Here is a 16,471-nt window from a genome sequence, read left to right as displayed (position 1 = left end):
ACTTGACTGGTGAGCACGGTCATGGATTCCGTGACGGCCGTCATCGCCAGGAGGAGGACGGCGGCGGTATGGCGGGAAGCGACCGTACGAGCAGTGTGGAGAGCGTGAACAACACCGCGTCGGCGAGCAGCGGAACCGCCCGGCCGAGCGCGAGCAGCGCACTGCCCGCAGGCGGTCCCGCGAAGCCGGGCATGGCGGTCTGGGCGCCGCGCAAGCGGGAGTTGGCGCGCTCCAGGAGCGCGGGGTCGCGGCCGAGCAGATCCGGCAGACAGGCCGTGGCGGCCGTGTCGAAAGAAGAGTCCGCCGTGGCCGTGCAGGAAGGCGACGGCCGCGAGCACCGGAATGCTCAGCACGTCGAGCGCGGCCGCTGTCGCCGGTGTCGCGAGCAGCACCGCACGCGCCGCGTCCATGACCCACATCGTGCGCCGACGGTCCCAACGGTCCACCAGCGCACCGCCGAGCGCCCCGAAGAGCAGCCGCGGCAGCGTCCCCGCGGCCGTGACGACGGCGAGCGCCGCTCTCGGTTCTGACCTGCGCAGCAAAGAGCATCTGATGCGGGCCGGCCGGCTGTCACCGCGCGTGGTGAACTGCTGTCACATGCTGGTTCTGTCGTGCCCAGGCCCCGGGGTGTGTGGAGTTGCTGCTGGTGATGTGGCTCACCTGTGGGGATTGTGTGGTGCGGGGTGGGTACGAAGGGTCAAGGGGAGGCGCTGAAGCAGTCGTTGCTCGGCGGCGCGGGGTTTGCCTTGGCGCCGCCGCGCGGTGCTGCTTCGCACCGCATACCGCACGACTCCAAACACCGCACGACTCCATACACCGCTCGACTTCATCATGGTACGAAGGGTGCAGCTCGACGATGACGAACCCCGCTGGCGCGCCTGCCGCCCGACCGAGCCGTCGGCCGATCCGGACTGTCACCGCGGCGACGGCCGTAACTATCGCTGTGGCGCTGTTCGCCGGTTGCTCGTCCGGCGTCCAGCACAAGCCCGGCGGCCCACAACCGGCGCCCTCCTCGCACACGAGCCACGACGGCCGAGCCGAGCCCGGGGACCCCGGGCGGACACCCACACAGCGCCCGAGCCCTGCACCCACTGTGAAACCCGCGGGCTTCTCCCCGTACGTGGACACCTCGCTCAGGCCCTCGATGGACCTTCTCAAGGGTGCCGAGGAGACCGGGGCGAAGGAGTACACCCTGGCCTTCGTCTCTCCGGGGGGCGGCTGCGTGCCCAGGTGGGGCGGCCGGCAGTCGCTGGACGCCAACCCGGTGGCACGGCAGGCAGACCGGCTCCGGGCCCGGGGTGGCGATGTACGGGTCTCCTTCGGGGGACAGAGCGGTAACGAACTCGCCAGGGCCTGCGGTTCGGTGGACGCGCTGGTCAAGGCGTACCGCACGGTCATCGACGCCTACAGGCTGACGAAAGTCGACTTCGACCTGGAGGGCCCGGCACTGACGGACACCCGGGCCAATGACCTGCGCGCCCGGGCCGTCGCACGGCTCCAGCAGCAGCGCAGGAACCTGGATGTCTCCTTCACCCTCCCCGTGCTCCCGTCGGGTCTGAACCGGCACTCCGTCGCTGTGCTGGCGAACGCGAAGAAGCACGGGCTCCGGCTGTCCACCGTCAACATCATGGCCATGGACTACGGCACCTTCTACGACGGCGACATGGGCGCCTACGCCGTGGCCGCAGCCACCGCCACGCACAAGCAGGTCAAGGCGGCGCTGGGTATCCGGGACGAGGCCGCGGCGTGGCGGACCGTCGCCGTTACGCCCATGATCGGTGTCAACGATGTCAAGGGCGAGGTGTTCACCGCCGCCAACGCGGTGCATCTCAAGAAGTTCGCTCATGCCAAGGGGTTGGGTCGGCTGTCGATGTGGTCGGTCGCCAGGGACAGGCCTTGCCAGGGTGGTGGCCGGGCGAAGGCGCTGGCGACCTGTTCGGGTGTCAGGAAGGATGCGAACGCGTTCGCCCGCATTTTTGCCGACTGACCCACGGCCACACGGGGTGGCGTGCCGGGTGTGCCGGGGCATGTCAACCTCCCGTTTTCTGGGCGAGTTGTGGGGTGCTGTGTCCGGTGGTGGGCGGGGGGGGGAGTGTGCCCCGGGGGGCGGTGGGCGTCAGGCGGTGGTGGGTGTCGTGGACGGTCAAGTTCCGGCACTGTCCGCCGTGTTCGGTGGTGATGGTGCCCTTGACGCCGGCCTGGTGCAGCGGACTCACTTTCACGGCCTTCGCTGATCCGGTCGCCTTGTGATGGAGCACGGGATCAGGTGAAGGGCGCTTTCTCGTCCGGCGGATCCCTCTGCGAGTGGTCAGGTTCGACGAGCATTCGGCCTCAGCGGTGTGGCGAGGTGAGCTCAAGCGCGCCAGGGTTGCGAGTACCCCTGCCTCAGCGGTCCGCCAAGGATGTTGAGGATCTGCTCGGCGGCGACCGCCAGCAATGTCGGATCCGCGTGTTCGGCCACGGCCTGATGTCCCTCGAGCAGGGCCTTGCCTCGTACCGGGTCCGCACTGAGCAGCCTGCGGGGTAGCCACTTGCCGATGCCCGTCCAGGCGCCGTGGTGGGCGATGAGGGGGTGTGCCGCCTCGCGCAGGGTGAAGTCGGCGAGGGAGAGCTGTTCGTACCGGTCGTCCGGCGAGGTATCCGTGAGATCGTCCATGAAGCAGGTGAGAACGTAGCGTCCCCGTTCCCACTCAGCTGGAGTCAGTGGCGCAGGACCGGCTGCCAGCACTGCTCGTGCCTCTTCCCGTATTCGCGACACGTGGCCATGAGGGTCGGTCAGGGGCAGGCCCTGGTCGTAGATGAAGAGGATGGTGCCGCGTCGCAGGACTCTGTCTCTTTCGAAGTGATCCAGAGCATCCCCGAGGGTGTGCAGGAAGAGTTCGGCCAGACGGCCGCTGTGGCGTACTACCTCGCGACGGCTGGTGTCCCAGTCCGGCAGAAGGACGGCCACGTCGAGATCGCTGCTCGGGGTAGCACGCCCCTGGGCAGCAGAGCCGCCGAGTACGGCGCCCAGAGCGTGCGGGAAACGGTCCTTGATCAGCTCCAGAGCCTGGGTTGCCGCACTGACGTGATCATTCATGGGGATCATCGTGCCAGCCCTCAAGTCGGCGTTCCAAGAGCTGCCGGTGCTGTCGCTACCGCCGACGTTGTCGAGGCCGGTGTGCTTGATCTGACGGGGCAACAAAGGCTTTGAGATGAAAGGCCGAGCTGAGTGCGTATGCCGGATCCCAGGGAAAACCGGCGGTCAGGAATGGTGCCGTCGTGCGGGGGCTTGCCCTTGTCTGATCCGGTGTTCCGGATTGGTGTGGTGGGGGCAAGATCGGGTGGGATCGCACGTCACAGGGCGCGGTGCATGATGTGCAGTCGGACAGAGCTGTGCTTCGGATCCGGACCTTCCGGCAGTGTGCCCAGTGCCTCGAATCCGAGGGACCGATAGGAGCTGCACCTCCAGATGGCGGACCCGTCCTCGGTGTGGGCTTCTCTGATGAGAATTCGGACAGGATGCCGGTGAGGCTGGGCGGATCCATCACCAGTAACAACTCGGAGTACGCAGCCAGGATTCCCGCCCGAGCTGTGACATTCCCCCATTGCTCCGCGCCTTCCCGCCGCACCTGTCGCCTGCGCATACTCCAGGACCGCCGCGCCTTGAACCGTCGAAGGGCGATGGCCGATCAGATGGAGCTGATGGAATAGATGACGTCACAAACGGTCTCTGCGGCAGCCGCCGGCACGTGGATGCTCGGTGACCTCAAGGTCAACCGAATTGGTTTCGGCGCCATGCGCCTGACCGGCAGTGCCGCTTTCCACCAGGGCACTCCCAGAGACCGCAGTCAGGCGCTCGGCGCACTGCGCCGCGCGGTCGAGCTCGGCGTCAACCACATCGACACCGCAGCGTTCTACTTCTCCCGGCTGCGCTCCGCCAATGAGCTGATCAACTCGGCGCTGGCGCCCTATCCGGACGACCTCGTTATCGCCACCAAGGTCGGCCCGGCCAGGGATGCCAGCGGCGAGTGGGCCACCTCGGCGCGGCCCGACCAACTGCGCGGCCAGGTCGAGGAAAATCTGCGCCAACTCGGCCGCGACCACCTCGACCTGGTCAACCTGCGCCTCATGGGCCAGGACTCCATCAGCGAGCATTTCGGAGCTCTCGCTGAACTACGCGACGCCGGGCTCGTCCGCAACCTCGGCATCTCCGGCGCCCGCCCAGAACACCTGGCCCAGGCCCAGGAGATCGCACCGGTGGTCTGCGTCCAGAACCGCTACGGCATCGAGGCATCCGGCGGAAAGGACATGCTCCGGGCATGCGCAGAGCGCGGCATCGCTTTCGTGCCCTTCTTCTCCATCGCCGGTCAGGGCCGCGAGTCCGGAGCCATCCGGGCCGAGCACGACGAGGTCCAAGCTGTGGCCCGCGCGCACGGCGTCTCACCTGCGCAGGTCCGCCTGGCATGGATTCTGCAGCAAGGTGCCCATGTGCTGGCCATTCCCGGGACGGGCAACCCAAAGCACCTCGTCGACAACGTGGCAGCAGGCGCGCTCCGACTCACGGCGGACGAACTCCAGCTCCTCGATTCAATCGGCCGCCCCGCATGCTGATACCGGGCACGTCACTCGTGATGGAGCAAGCCCAAGCCGCACGTGATCGGCGAGACAGGCCCTAATCGCGTTGACCGCCCCCGGCAGGCAGTGCTGGAGTCGGCACGTGGACAGCATCCCCGCCAACCGGCGGCTCTGGAACCAGATCAGCAGCGCCTACCAGCACGAGCATGACCCGCAAATCGGCGCCACACCCCGGCTGTGGGGCATGTACTCCATCCCCGACGCGCATCTGCACGCCCTGGGCGACGTCACCGGCAAGCGCGTCCTCGAACTCGGCTGCGGCGCCGGCCAGTGGTCCAGGGCGCTCGCCGCCGAGGGCGCCACCGTGGTCGGGCTCGACCTGTCCGAAGCCCAACTCGCTGCAGCGGCCCGCGCGATGGGAGCGGCCCGCTACCCGCTAGTGCAAGGCGCCGCCGAACAACTCCCCTTCGCCGCCGACAGCTTCGACCTGGTGTTCTGCGACTTCGGTGGGCTCAGCTGGGCGCCCCCGCACCTGGCCGTCCCGCAGGCCGCACGCGTCTTGGGCCGAGGCGGGCGCCTGGTGTTCAACGTCGCCAGCCCATGGTTCGAAGCTTGCTACGACGAAGCCGCCAGCCGCGTGACGACGCTGCAGCAGGACTACTTCGGGCTGAACGCCATCGCCGAAGGCGACGACGCGACCAGCTATCAGCTCACCTACGGCGACTGGGTCAAGGTCCTGCGCGGCGCGGGTCTCATCATCGACGACCTCATCGAGCCGCGGCCCGAACTTGGAACACCCAACGGCTACAACGAAACCGACCCACCCGACTGGGCACACCGCTGGCCGGCGGAACTGCTCTGGGTAACCCACAAGCCGTAAGTTCCGCCGCGCCGAGACGTGAAGGCATCCCCTCACCGGGCAGGCCTAGCTAGGGCATGTCCGACGAGTCAGCGGCGCCCCATCGGACACGTCCTAGTCTTCACTGACTTCGACACGTTCACCGCCGCCCATCCGGAGACAGCCCAGACCGTGTTGAACATCATCGCCGACAACGCCCGCCGCGCGGCACTGTTCGGGCGCCGTGTGATCTGCCTGGTCCACAGCTCTGATCCGCAGATCACCTTCGCACCCGTCGGCGCTAAGCCGATCGCCTGGAACGACACCGAATCCTCCGACGCCAGTCGACAAGGCACCTGACCCGCACCCCCAGGTGCGGCAACGGTCACTCAGCATTCACCGGCACGTCGACGTGGGCCTGATGAGCTCAAGAGCCCTCACGGCGCCAATCACGCAGGCCGTCGGCAATCCATGCTCGGCCCGGCGGGACCGCGTCGGCGTGAGGTACGGGCGGTGACCGTCAGCAGCAGGGCTGTTGCCAGGCCAAGCGCGCCTGCTGCGAGAAGCTGCACCCGGTAGTCGAGGGCCGCAACCATGGCCGTGCCCGCGAGGAGGGCGAGACCGGTCGGGGCGAAGAGCAGGGTGTTCGCGGTGGCCGCGACTCGGCCGAGGAGTTCGTCCGGCGTTTCCTTCTGGACTGTGGTCAGTGCGCTGATGAGCGGCCAGGGCAGGCCCAGGCCGATGAGCAGGCTGCCGCCCAGCACGACGGGGACGAGACCAGTGAGCCGGGCCAGGGCCCCGAGAGCGAAGAGGGTGAGCCCGATGGCCGACAGGGCGCGTGCCGGAACGCGGCGCAGGAACGCGCCGGCTGCCACGCCGCTGACGACTGACCCGAGCCCTTGGACGGAGTTGAGGACACCGGCGAATGCCGCGGGCTGATGCAGCCCGATGTCGAGGAGCGCGTACGTGGCCGCGCTGCTGAGACTCGATGCCGCCATGGCGCAGCCGCCCGCGACAACCAGGGACCGCAGCACTGGATGCCCCCACAGGTAGCGGATCCCTTCCGCGGTCTCTGCGGTCCAGTTCTGCCGTGGCCGGTGCGCGGGCATGGATTCACGCACGCGGATCAGGCTGAATGCGGCCGCGCCCAGGAGGAAGGACAGCGCGTCCAGCAGAGCGACGGTGGGTCCGCCGAGAACGGTGAAAAGGCCGGCGCCAACGATGGGACCGAGCAGTTTGTTGCTCTCGATCGCGGTCCGGACCAGGCCGTTGAAGTCCCCTCGCAGTTCGCCGGGAATGGCTGATGCGATCAACGCCGTCTCGGCGGCGTCCATGAGCACCGATCCCGTACCCACCATGGTCAGCACGGCGAAGAGCAACCAGACGTCTCGCGAAGAACGCACGGCGAGCGGTGCCGTCATGGCCACAGTCAGGGCCAAGCTCGTGGCGATCAAGAGGGTGCGGCGGCGCATGCGGTCGGCCAGAGTGCCGATGAACGGTCCGGCCAAGGCGGGTGCCCAGGAGCACAAGCCCACCAAGGCGGCGAGGCTGTTGGAGTCGGTGAGTTCCTTCACCCAGACCCCGGCGGCCAGAAGCATGGCCGAATCCCCGAAACCGGAGATGATCACTCCCGCCATATAGACACGGGCATTGCGATCCCGCACCACCCTGAACAGGCCCACGGCCATAACCCGCCCCCTTCATCACGCCGTTGCCGGGCTGCCGCACCCTACCCCCAACAATTGCGTTGGGGGTAGGTGTCGGCCATGGCCGGCATGCGCTTTACTGGCTGGCGTGACCGACGCAGACCCCGTCCTGAGAGCGCTTGCCCATCCCGTGCGGCTGCGGATGCTCACGCTCATGTGGCCCGGACCGATGTCCGCCGCCGAACTCTCCCGTGAGCTGGGCATCTCCCACGCCCTGGCCAGTCGGCACCTTCGGAGCCTGGACGCCGTCGGCTTGGTCGAACTGGCCGAGGAGCGCACCCGCCGTGGAGGCCGAGAACGCCGATACCGCACCGTCCACGGATCACCGCTGTCCGACCAGAACGAGGCGCAGCTACTGGGAGCGGCATTGGCCCACACGCTCAAGGAGCGCGCCACGCGCCGGCACCCAGAAGGCAGAGGGGTGACGGTCGATGCGGAACTGTGGATGGAGCCGGAGGTATGGGAACAAGCCCGGCAGAAGCTCGCCGACCTCGCGGCTGAACTCCACGACGCCGCCCGCCCACCGCGCTCGCCCGGGACGATGCCCGTGAGCCTGACCCTGATGGCCTTTCCCATGCAAGAGACGCCGCACGCTCGCGCCCAAGAGCCGTCTGACCTGTGACAGTGAAGTTTGACGGTTTGCCACCGAACTGTGACCGTGCGTCGGGCCGGGCTATGGCCTGGGGGACACAGAGCGCGTCGGTCTGTCGGGAGGTCGATCTGTGCAGATCCGCTTTGCGTCTTGCGGGAGGGGGCGTGAGCCATCGCCCTGCATGTTCAGCGGGAACGGGGGCGGCTTTCAACAGGACTGTCACGGGGGCTGCTTGTTCCTTGACCTTGCCCTGCGGTGAAGGCCGACAGTGTGCATGGCTCACATGAACGAACTGCGTGCGCGCCGGTGGCTCGACCACGCAATGAACGAGGGGGACTCCGTTGGACTCGCGCTGCGTCATTCTCGATATCGGTGGAGTGCTGGAGCTCACTCCCGAGACAGGGTGGGTTGGACGCTGGGAACAGAGGCTCGGGCTGCCGACGGGTGCTGTGCACGAGCGGCTGGGAGAGGTCTGGCAGGCGGGCAGTATCGGGGCGGCCAGCCAGGCTGAGGTGCAAGATCAGGTGGCTGAACGCCTCCATCTGGACGCTGTTGACGTGGAAGCCTTCATGGCGGATCTGTGGGCCGAGTATTTGGGAACGCCGAACAAAGAGCTGATCACGCATGTACGGGGTCTGCGGTCGCGCTGCAGGTTGGGCATCCTGAGCAACAGCTTCGTCGGTGCCCGGGAGCGGGAGGTAGCCGCGTATCACTTTGACGAACTGGTCGAGCAGATCGTCTACTCCCACGAGATCGGCGTTTGCAAGCCCGACCCGCGTGCCTTCGAGGTGACCTGTGCCCGGCTGGGGGTGCGCCCGGAGGACTGTCTGTTCGTCGATGACGTCGCGGCCAACGTCGAGGCCGCCCAGGCAGTCGGCATGCGGGCGCACTTGTTCGAGGAGAACGCGGGGACCATCGCGCGCATCGCGGACCATCTGAACGGGGAAGTATCGTTCCCCGACTGACGCCGCTTGCCCGACAGCCCGAACCGTGATCATGGGGCGGTGCCGGCGTCACTGGGGTGAGCATGTCGTGCAGCCCGGCGGGGTCAATTGCAGCCAGAAGCGTGATGTGGTTGTGGTTGTGGCGCATGGGTCCGCGCGGTTGCTGATGCAACCTGCCACGCCCGCCGCAGGGGCTGGACGATCCGGGTCGAGTGTCCCTCCTTGCCGCATCGGTTGCTCCAGGCGGCCGAACCCTTCTAGCTGTGCCGGTCGGGAAGCCGGAGCCCATTGCTGGCCCCGACCCCCTCAGAACCGACCGTGCGGGCTTTCCCCGCAGCTCGGCTCAAGCAAGCCCCGTGGGCTTCGCAGATCAGCACGGTGTGGTCCGTTTGCCGTCGTTCGCGTGGTGCTGGCGATGGCATTCGGAGTCCGTCCGCGCCCATGCCTGTGAGGATGAGGCAAGCAGCGTGGGGTGGGCCTAATTCGGTGACTGTCAGCCGGGGTAGCGGTGGATCTTCGTCAGGGACAGGACAACGGTTCGGTCATGGGGGCTCACGCAGGGGATCGGGTGCCCAGCCGTGTTGTCGCCAGACATCGCACCACTAGGGCCACTAGGTGTTGCGGGTCAGGACGTTGGTGACACTTCCGGCTGGCAGACCCTTGCGGTCGCCGAGCCAGGGCTTGTCGCACCGCGGCTGGCACAGCGCAACGACGCGGTTGCCCATGCTTGCCTCAGGTTGTCGGGTCCCAGAGCCCGTCGGCTTCACCGCGGGCGAGGTGCTCGGCGTAGACGCCGACCTTCCAGGCGATGACGGACCGGCACTCCTCCAGCGCCTGGATCTGTGCGTCGACGCGCTGTCGATGGGCGTCGAGCAGTCGCAGACGATCCGCCTCGTTGCCTGGTCCGCGGCGGACCAGTTCGGCGAAGTGCTTGAGGTCGGCGAGCGGCATACCGGATTCGCGGAGCTTGACGCAGATCAGTAGCCATTCGACATCGATGGAGGTGTAGCGCCGTCGGCCGCCTGATGTGCGCCGGACCGGTCCGACGAGCAGGCCCTCGCGCTCGTAGAAGCGCAGGGCGTGCACGCTCAGTCCCGTCCGCTCGGCGACCTCGCCGATGCTCAGCGACGGCACGGCCGCCTCGGTGGTGGTCATGCCGCTCACTCCTGGATTTGATCTAGACCTCGCTCTAGATCGTAGCGTCAGCGGCATGACCATTACCGATCAGCAGCCGCTCGGCGCGCCCTTCTCCGCCTCCACCAACGCCGAGGACATCGTGGCCGGCCTCGATCTCTCCGGAAAGACGGCCGTGGTGACCGGGGGCTATTCCGGGCTCGGTCTGGAGACCACCCGGGCGCTGACGGCCGCCGGAGCCCGGGTCATCGTTCCCGCCCGCCGCCCCGACGTTGCCCGTGTTGCATTGAAGAAGGTGAGGAACTGCGAGGTCATCCCCATGGACCTGGCCGACGTCGACAGCGTCCGTTCAGCCTCCGCGCACATCAGCGACCGTCTCGACCGGCTCGACCTGCTGATGGCTGTCGCCGGAGTCATGGCCACCCCGGAACGGCGCGTCGGGCCCGGCTGGGAAGGCCAGTTCACCGCCAACCACTTCGGGCACTTCACCCTCGCCTGCGAGCTCTATCCGCTCTTGGCCGCCGCAGACGGCGCGCGCGTCGTCGTCAACAGCTCGGCCGGGCACACCCTGACCGGCATCCGCTGGCACGATCCGCACTTTCGTACCGGCTACGACAAGTGGCTGGCCTACGGCCAGGCCAAGACCGCCAACGCCCTGTTCGCCGTGCACCTCGACGCCATCGGGAAAGGCGACGGCGTCCGGGCATTCGCCCTCCACCCCGGCAAGATCATCACCGGGCTGCAGCGGGAGATGACCCTCCAAGCGCAGATCGACCGCGGCTGGGTGGACGAGCACGGCAATGTCATCGGCGACGGCTTCAAAACCACCTCCCAGGGGGCCGCCACCGGTCTGTGGGCCGCCACGTCCCCGCTACTCGACGGCCGAGGCGGCCTCTATCTGGAGGACTGCGACGTCGCACGCGTCTCCGCCCCCGGCACCCCCATGGATGACGGCGGCGTCCGCGCATACGCCATCGACCCCGACGAGGCGGCCCGGCTCTGGGACCTGTCTCTCGCCGTGACCGGCGCCACGCCGATCACCCGATGAACCCGCGCTCTGCATATGCCGTGCTGCCCGCCGCTGTGGCGGGCAGCACGGTGCAGGCCGCCCTCGGACCGATCTCGGCCGCACCGGGCAGACTTGTCCGGCTTTCCGCCGTCGGAGGCAGAGAGGTCTAGGTATGCCGCACCGCAATGCACCTCTTACGGTTGAGGCCCGGCGGCGGCCACCGCCGGCCACGACGGACGACGTCGACGACTGTCGCCGTCAGCAGCCGGAAGCCGACATCGTGCACCGCCTGCTGGGGCTCGTCAGTTACGCGGCCAACCCCAGGAACATCGACCTGTCCGACCTGCCGGACCTGGCCGACGCGATCTTCGACCTTCACCACGCTGCCCAGCAGGCAGGCAAATCCCACCGCTGGGGCAACGCCCGAACCGCCGACCATGACAGCACCCCTATCCGCACGGCCTCCTTCAGAGGCCGCGAGTCCGTGAGTCCGTTGTCAGTGCACGATGTTACTTTCTGCGACATGACCGATCACGCGCTGCGGCTGCTGCGGCAGGACCGTCGCCTGGCCGAACTGGCCGCCTTTCCCTTCGACTTCGACCTCGACCGCGCCGCCCACGGCCATGTCGAGGAGGTCCGCCTCGCCTCGGGCGGGCCGCTGGAGACGGTAGCCGGGGACGATACCGGCGGTACGTACTTCGTGTGCGCGGACGGCTCGGTGCTCTATGCCGACTCGGAGGGCGCCGCGGGGATCATCGGCTCCAGTGTCGACGAGGCCCTGGAGCTCATAATCGGCCTGCCCGGCTGGCGCGACTACACACGTCTGTCGCCCGACGACGGCGAGGAGAAGATCCTGGCGTGCGTCGCGGAGACCGAGGACGAGATCCGTGAGTACTACGGAATTGACGAGGAGCGTGCCGAGCTCCGTGCGGCGCTGGGCTTCCCGAAACGCTCCCCGGTCGAGCTGGTGGGCAGGCTGCGTGCCGCGCTGCTGCGCACAGAGCCGGAGTTCGTACTGCTCAACGCGGATGAAGGGTGCGCGTACGACCGGATAGGCCCGGCCGGTCCCCCACTGTGGGAGCCCGTGCTCGCGGCGGGCCACGCCGATCTTGCCCGGTTGCGGGAGGGTGATCGCACGGCATGGCATGAAGTCGCCGAGGACCCGGTGCGGCGCCGGATCACCCTGCGGGCCGCACAGTTCGACCGCGACGAGGGCGATCTGGAACTGCTGCGGCATCTACTGCGGCACGAGACACGGTCATCGATGACGGACGAACTGCGGCTCGCGGCCGTGCTGGTGGGGCTGCGCGGGGACACCGGAGATCTGCCGCTGCTGCTTGAGGTCCGGGAGACGGACTTCGACACGGCGTGCGGCCTGGGCGGTATGCCGGAACCGGGCGCAAGCGCAGACGAGTTGCAACAGTGGGCGCGCAGGCTCGACGAGTCGATGTTCGGGACGGACCCGTCGGACGAACCGGTCTCCACATGGACCGACCTGGCGCGGGACCAGGGGATGACGGAGCTCGCGCGGGTGACGCTGATCCGCGAACTCGACGACATCTTCATGGACCAGAGCAGACTCCGCCGCCCCGATGCGCCCCGCACCCTGGCCACGGCTTCGCTGCGCGGGCTCGCCCAGGACTTCGAGGAACTCGGCGACCTTCCCCAGGCGCTGCGCGCCCAGCGCCTGTACGCCGCCCTTCAGGAGACGGCATGGGACCGGGCCTCGGCCCGGCACACCCTGGCCCGCCTGGAGCGGGAGGCGGGCCGGCTGCCGCAGGCAGCGGACAGCCTGGCCGCCGTGCGCGACGCCTTGGCCACCCCGGGCGACGACTCACTACGCCACTGGCAGCAGGTAAACCTCGGCCGCTTCATCGCTGAGGAGCACTACCGGCTCACCCTCGCCCTTGCCGACGCGGGCCGCCCCGAGGAGAGCCGCGCCCTCCTCACAGCCGCCGACGCCATACTCGGCGAGCTCTCGGAGAACACCGCGATCGGCATCCGCGAGCTCGCCGAGCAAACCGCAGCGAGAGTGCGGGAGGTCAACTGAGGACGGGCACGACGGGCGGGCGGTCCGCCAGGAAGCCGTGGGCGCAGCGGGCCAGGCCTCCTCGCCCGCGGTCTCTTAGTTCCGTTAGTTCCGTGGCCGGGGTTCCTGCATCGGCGGTGGTGTGCTCAGGCATAAGGTCGGCGACGGCCGTGCGGACGGCGCCTCGGTTGAGGCCGTGCTCGCGGGCCAGGGCTGCGATCGACCGGCCGTCGAGGTCAGCCGGGCGGCGGCCGCCCTTGCTCCGGACCCCCACGTAAACCGCTGGCTGTACGACGGCGACGTCCCTACGGTGGCCCCATGGTCGGCCTTCCCGTTCCTGTGCCCGGCGTGCGCGTGTGCGTGGTGATGAACCGCGGGGGCTGCGGGCCGTTCGCGTGCTTCGACGCGGACTTCGAACCTCCGGGCGGCGAAGGCGGATTGGAACTGCTCAGCGCCGTGCCCGAGCGGCAGCTGCCCGTCGAGTTCCTCCCGGCGATCCGGGAGGGCCTGGCGCAGGGACTCGGCGACGTGTCGGCCGCGATACTGCTCACGGACGGCTACTTCCACGAGACGGACTCCTGGCCGAGCGCCTACCGCATCGGTGCGGAGCAGGCCGGCCGGGCTGCGCTCATCGGCGCGGGCCTGCTGCCGTCGGAAGAGGCCGGGTCGCTGCGGTGGGTGCACTGGCCCGGCAGCCCGAGGCTCCGTCGCCCCAAGCGCGCACGCTGACCACCACGGCATCACGGTCCTGCGTACTGACTGGGCACGCCTTTCGCGGTGGCGCGGGGCTCGGAGCGTCGCGCCGTCAGGAACCGCAGTCGCGGCCGGCGTCGCACTGCCAGCCGGAGAAGCTGCCTTCGCTGGGATGCTCAACGTCATAGTCGAACTGGATGAACCCCCAGACGGCCCAGGCGATGAAGGCGATGCAGAGGGCGAGTCCGGTCCACAGGGCCAGTCTCTTCAGAAGGCCGCCGCGCCCCGCGCCGTTCTCGTGGGCGGCAGGACCGTCCCCGCTGTCCCCGTTGTGTGCGTTATCCGGGCGCGCCGGAGGGGTGGGTGTGGACGGCTGCGGCCGCGGTGCTCCGGCCGCCGAGTGCCGGCCCTTCACGAGTGGGCCGTGTTGGACGAACCGGATACGTCTGCCGCTGGCAGGTTGTGCCATGCATGTCCGCAGGCACCTTTGCAGTACGTCTCGCGGCGGCGAGTGTCGGCAATGGCGAACGCGGAGACGAGGACACGGAATGCCTTGACGTGTTCAGCGGCGGGGAGACTCGCGAACCCGTAGCGGGGCGGGTCCGTGCAGATCATTACCGAAGGGTTGGCCGTGGGCTTCACACCGGACCGCGCCACCCCCGCACGGCCGTCCGCAGCTGTCATGTGCGCCTGCATCGCATAGCCGGCGACTTCCTGCAGTACCTCCTGCTGGCGTGTCGGGGTGAGGCCGGCGAACCAGCCCGCACCAGCGTCCAACGTGCGGAGCCCTTGGGCGATCTCGTTGACGACCCGCTCGGTCTCGCGCCGCAAGGTCCGGGCGTCGTCGCTGCTCGGTTCGGTCATCCCTACCCCTTCACGCTATTGATCAGCATGTAATAGAGCACCACGAGCGCGACGACAGAGCACGGGGCGAGTGCCGCGAGGACGATGCGGATGACGGCGTACTTCCTGCGCCAGGGCAGGATCCAGCTGGCGAGCAAGAGGGCGACGGGGACGAGCAGCCCGCAGAAGTAGGCGAGGAAGAGGGTCCCGAAGCGGTCCGCCTCGGCGCTGGAGCACGAGTCGCAGACCATCGGCGACATCATGCCCACGATGACGGCGAAGAACCCGGTGATGGCGGTGATGGCGGTCGAGGCGAGCGGCGCGATCCACGCGTTCGGGTCGGAATCGCCGTCCCCGTTGCCGGGTGTGCTACGAGTCGGCAGGGGAGTGGCCGGCATCCCGCCGAACGGCATGTGGTCAGACATATACGCCACACAACCCCAGCCCCGGTCCCCGCACATGAGCCCTCGTACTCAGATCCGGACGCTACCCAGCCACGAGACCTCACGAGCGCTGCCCAGGTCTGCATCGTCCCAACCGACGCCCGCGACCGCGGCCAACTGCCGCCCGACTGGTCTTGTGACTGCCGCCTGGGGAGGCTGTCGGCGTCAGCTGAGGTGCGGCCCCGGCCTACCAGCTGGCGTTCGCATGTCACTGAGTTCGCGTCAGCCGGTCCACCGAAACCCAGCTACCCGGGCCCGGCCGGCCGCCGGGATAGAACCGCACCGCGCTGCCAGACGACGAGAAGCCTATGAGCGAGTAGTTGCGGCATCGATGCCAGACGCCCGCAGCTTCCGGACCAGGAGTTCCATCTCAGGAAGAGTTCCTGAGTGGTCACCGCTCAGCACGCGGTGCAGCACAGCCTTGGCGTTCACCAGGTCAAGGCCGAGTTCGGCTCGCAGCACCCGCATGATCACGACACTGCTCGCGGGCGGGCTGAGCACCTGCAGCGTCGCTGGTCCGCGCTCGGCAAGCATCTGCTCCCGCCGTTCGGTCGGCAGATCCGCACCACACGCAGCGGCCGTGAATCCACAGTCGGAACAGGCTGACTCGACGTCCCATCGCAAGCGGCCGTCCACGAGGGCTTGAACACCGCAGCATTCCAATTTCGCACCGCAGTCCGGACACCTCGCGGAGTACCTGACGGATTCGCAAATGGTCTGTTCCATCCCCACCCCCAACGGGGACGAGGTTAAACGACGACAAGCTCAGGCTGTCGAGGTCGGCCAAGGGCCCTGGTCGCTCAGTGCATCCGGACGACGACAGTCCGGTGCTGAATCCCTGTCCGGGGCCGCGCCATATGCCCATGAGATCCGAGTGGCGCAGGCTGGTGCTTTGCCCGTGAGGGGCAAGAGCGCCTGAGCGGGCGGCCGGTGCCCGACAGACTTCCTGCGAGACGGGTCTTCGGCGCAGGGCCGTCGCCGCCGCTGACTTTGGGTGTGCGTGTTTCCGCATGCCGACCGGGCGTGGCGCCTGAGAGCTGCAACTCGACCTCAAGGGAGCAGTGCGCACACGGACGACGTGCGCCAACACACGATGTCTCTCTCCTTCATCCGCGACGCCGGCGCGCAGTACATAGCCTGGTGATGTTCGCACTCGAGACGCTGGCCGCCGGCGCCTTGCGAGCGGCCTGCCAGGGGCGGGCCCGGAACCGCACAGCCGTCACCTCTTCCCTCGTGGGAAAGCCGGCGGTGGACGGCGATAGCCAGCGCGCCGCCTCGGAACTCGGAACTCGGAAACGTCGTCTGACGGACGACGTAGCGAGTCGTCATGAGGACGACACCGAACCCGAACGACGAACGCCCCGACCGTACCCACAACCGCGCCCGCGCCCGCGCCTGGGCCCTGCTGACCGAGAACACACCGGGCTCCCGTCGACTGCCCCACTGCGCCCCCGAACCTCCGAGCCGCTTGATGGACATCGCCCGCAACTACGACCGCCTCTGTCGGCACGCCGACGGCCACCTGCAACCGGACGCCGCGGAATTGGAGATCCTCGCCGGCCTCCTGGCCATCCGGACGCTCCGGGAGAAGCTCGACCACGACGAGCTGAAGCTGACGACCCTGGCCCGCGCCTAAGCGGATCACATGGGCGCTGATCGCCGCATGGTAGGAACTGAGCGGAC

The 16,471-nt window shown here is 68.4% G+C and carries 17 protein-coding genes and 2 pseudogenes; 11 read left to right on the top strand and 8 right to left on the bottom strand.

Annotated features, from left to right (window positions below; translation table 11 throughout):
• Window positions 1–58: 58 nt before the first annotated feature.
• Window positions 59–515: pseudogene (locus B1H19_RS00335) on the bottom strand (MFS transporter); the annotation flags it as partial.
• A 629-nt stretch (window positions 516–1,144) separates the two neighbouring features.
• Here B1H19_RS00335 and B1H19_RS00330 point away from each other — a divergent pair.
• Window positions 1,145–1,987 (top strand): chitinase, encoded by an 843-nt coding sequence (locus tag B1H19_RS00330; protein WP_237288951.1) that lies wholly within the window; start codon window positions 1,145–1,147, stop codon window positions 1,985–1,987.
• Window positions 1,988–2,353: 366 nt separating this feature from the next.
• Here the strand turns inward: B1H19_RS00330 and B1H19_RS00320 are convergent, their stop codons facing one another.
• Entirely contained in the window at window positions 2,354–3,079 is a 726-nt protein-coding gene (locus tag B1H19_RS00320; protein WP_083102277.1) for a nucleotidyltransferase domain-containing protein, read from the bottom strand.
• A gap of 257 nt (window positions 3,080–3,336) precedes the next feature.
• Window positions 3,337–3,435 (bottom strand): annotated as a pseudogene (locus B1H19_RS39420) (GNAT family N-acetyltransferase); the annotation flags it as partial.
• A 258-nt stretch (window positions 3,436–3,693) separates the two neighbouring features.
• Between B1H19_RS39420 and B1H19_RS00315 the strand changes: the two are divergent.
• From B1H19_RS00315 to B1H19_RS00305, 3 genes are all read left to right on the top strand, one after another.
• Window positions 3,694–4,593 (top strand): oxidoreductase, encoded by a 900-nt coding sequence (locus tag B1H19_RS00315; RefSeq protein ID WP_083102276.1) that lies wholly within the window; start codon window positions 3,694–3,696, stop codon window positions 4,591–4,593.
• A gap of 106 nt (window positions 4,594–4,699) precedes the next feature.
• Complete coding sequence (locus B1H19_RS00310; RefSeq protein WP_083102275.1) at window positions 4,700–5,437, top strand: class I SAM-dependent methyltransferase; 738 nt, start codon at window positions 4,700–4,702, stop codon at window positions 5,435–5,437.
• A 150-nt stretch (window positions 5,438–5,587) separates the two neighbouring features.
• Complete coding sequence (locus B1H19_RS00305; RefSeq protein ID WP_203237057.1) at window positions 5,588–5,755, top strand: hypothetical protein; 168 nt, start codon at window positions 5,588–5,590, stop codon at window positions 5,753–5,755.
• A gap of 89 nt (window positions 5,756–5,844) precedes the next feature.
• Here the strand turns inward: B1H19_RS00305 and B1H19_RS00300 are convergent, their stop codons facing one another.
• On the bottom strand, window positions 5,845–7,083 hold the full coding sequence (locus B1H19_RS00300; RefSeq protein WP_083102274.1) for an MFS transporter: 1,239 nt from the start codon (window positions 7,081–7,083) through the stop codon (window positions 5,845–5,847).
• A gap of 106 nt (window positions 7,084–7,189) precedes the next feature.
• Here B1H19_RS00300 and B1H19_RS00295 point away from each other — a divergent pair, with 106 nt between their 5' ends.
• Together B1H19_RS00295 and B1H19_RS00290 are read left to right on the top strand one after the other, a co-directional pair.
• Entirely contained in the window at window positions 7,190–7,723 is a 534-nt protein-coding gene (locus B1H19_RS00295; protein WP_083102273.1) for a winged helix-turn-helix domain-containing protein, read from the top strand.
• A 311-nt stretch (window positions 7,724–8,034) separates the two neighbouring features.
• Entirely contained in the window at window positions 8,035–8,658 is a 624-nt protein-coding gene (locus B1H19_RS00290; RefSeq protein WP_083102272.1) for an HAD family hydrolase, read from the top strand.
• A 711-nt stretch (window positions 8,659–9,369) separates the two neighbouring features.
• On the opposite strand, the gene B1H19_RS00285 is transcribed toward B1H19_RS00290, so the two are convergent.
• Window positions 9,370–9,792: a MerR family transcriptional regulator gene (locus B1H19_RS00285; RefSeq protein ID WP_107425821.1), complete on the bottom strand. Its 423-nt coding sequence runs from the start codon at window positions 9,790–9,792 to the stop codon at window positions 9,370–9,372.
• 55 nt (window positions 9,793–9,847) lie between these two features.
• Between B1H19_RS00285 and B1H19_RS00280 the strand changes: the two genes are divergently transcribed.
• From B1H19_RS00280 to B1H19_RS00265, 3 genes are all read left to right on the top strand, one after another.
• A complete protein-coding gene (locus B1H19_RS00280; RefSeq protein WP_083102270.1) occupies window positions 9,848–10,819 on the top strand; it encodes an SDR family NAD(P)-dependent oxidoreductase in 972 nt (323 codons plus the stop codon).
• Window positions 10,820–10,952: 133 nt separating this feature from the next.
• The gene (locus B1H19_RS00275) at window positions 10,953–12,830 is read left to right on the top strand and encodes a hypothetical protein (RefSeq protein ID WP_237288949.1); all 1,878 of its coding nucleotides are present in this window, start codon (window positions 10,953–10,955) and stop codon (window positions 12,828–12,830) included.
• 297 nt (window positions 12,831–13,127) lie between these two features.
• Window positions 13,128–13,538 carry a hypothetical protein gene (locus tag B1H19_RS00265; RefSeq protein WP_083102269.1) on the top strand — a complete coding sequence of 137 codons (411 nt, stop codon included), beginning with the start codon at window positions 13,128–13,130 and terminating at the stop codon, window positions 13,536–13,538.
• Between the two features lie 76 nt (window positions 13,539–13,614).
• Here B1H19_RS00265 and B1H19_RS00260 read toward each other — a convergent pair whose 3' ends face one another.
• From B1H19_RS00260 to B1H19_RS00250, 3 genes are read right to left on the bottom strand one after another with little or no spacing between them, the layout of a single operon-like run.
• Complete coding sequence (locus B1H19_RS00260) at window positions 13,615–13,917, bottom strand: hypothetical protein (RefSeq protein ID WP_083102268.1); 303 nt, start codon at window positions 13,915–13,917, stop codon at window positions 13,615–13,617.
• Complete coding sequence (locus B1H19_RS38405; RefSeq protein WP_083102267.1) at window positions 13,914–14,366, bottom strand: DUF5958 family protein; 453 nt, start codon at window positions 14,364–14,366, stop codon at window positions 13,914–13,916. The genes B1H19_RS00260 and B1H19_RS38405 overlap by 4 nt, the downstream gene beginning before the upstream one ends.
• A gap of 2 nt (window positions 14,367–14,368) precedes the next feature.
• Window positions 14,369–14,770: a hypothetical protein gene (locus tag B1H19_RS00250; protein ID WP_237288947.1), complete on the bottom strand. Its 402-nt coding sequence runs from the start codon at window positions 14,768–14,770 to the stop codon at window positions 14,369–14,371.
• 405 nt (window positions 14,771–15,175) lie between these two features.
• Here B1H19_RS00250 and B1H19_RS38400 point away from each other — a divergent pair, with 405 nt between their 5' ends.
• Window positions 15,176–15,394 carry a hypothetical protein gene (locus tag B1H19_RS38400; RefSeq protein WP_159027898.1) on the top strand — a complete coding sequence of 73 codons (219 nt, stop codon included), beginning with the start codon at window positions 15,176–15,178 and terminating at the stop codon, window positions 15,392–15,394.
• A gap of 721 nt (window positions 15,395–16,115) precedes the next feature.
• Window positions 16,116–16,424 (top strand): hypothetical protein, encoded by a 309-nt coding sequence (locus tag B1H19_RS00240; RefSeq protein ID WP_083102265.1) that lies wholly within the window; start codon window positions 16,116–16,118, stop codon window positions 16,422–16,424.
• Window positions 16,425–16,471 lie beyond the last annotated feature (47 nt).

The sequence above is a fragment of the Streptomyces gilvosporeus genome (assembly GCF_002082195.1).
Taxonomy (GTDB): Bacteria; Actinomycetota; Actinomycetes; order Streptomycetales; family Streptomycetaceae; genus Streptomyces; species Streptomyces gilvosporeus.
Note: the sequence above shows the minus strand (reverse complement) of the source record. Positions and strands in the feature narration are given on the sequence as shown.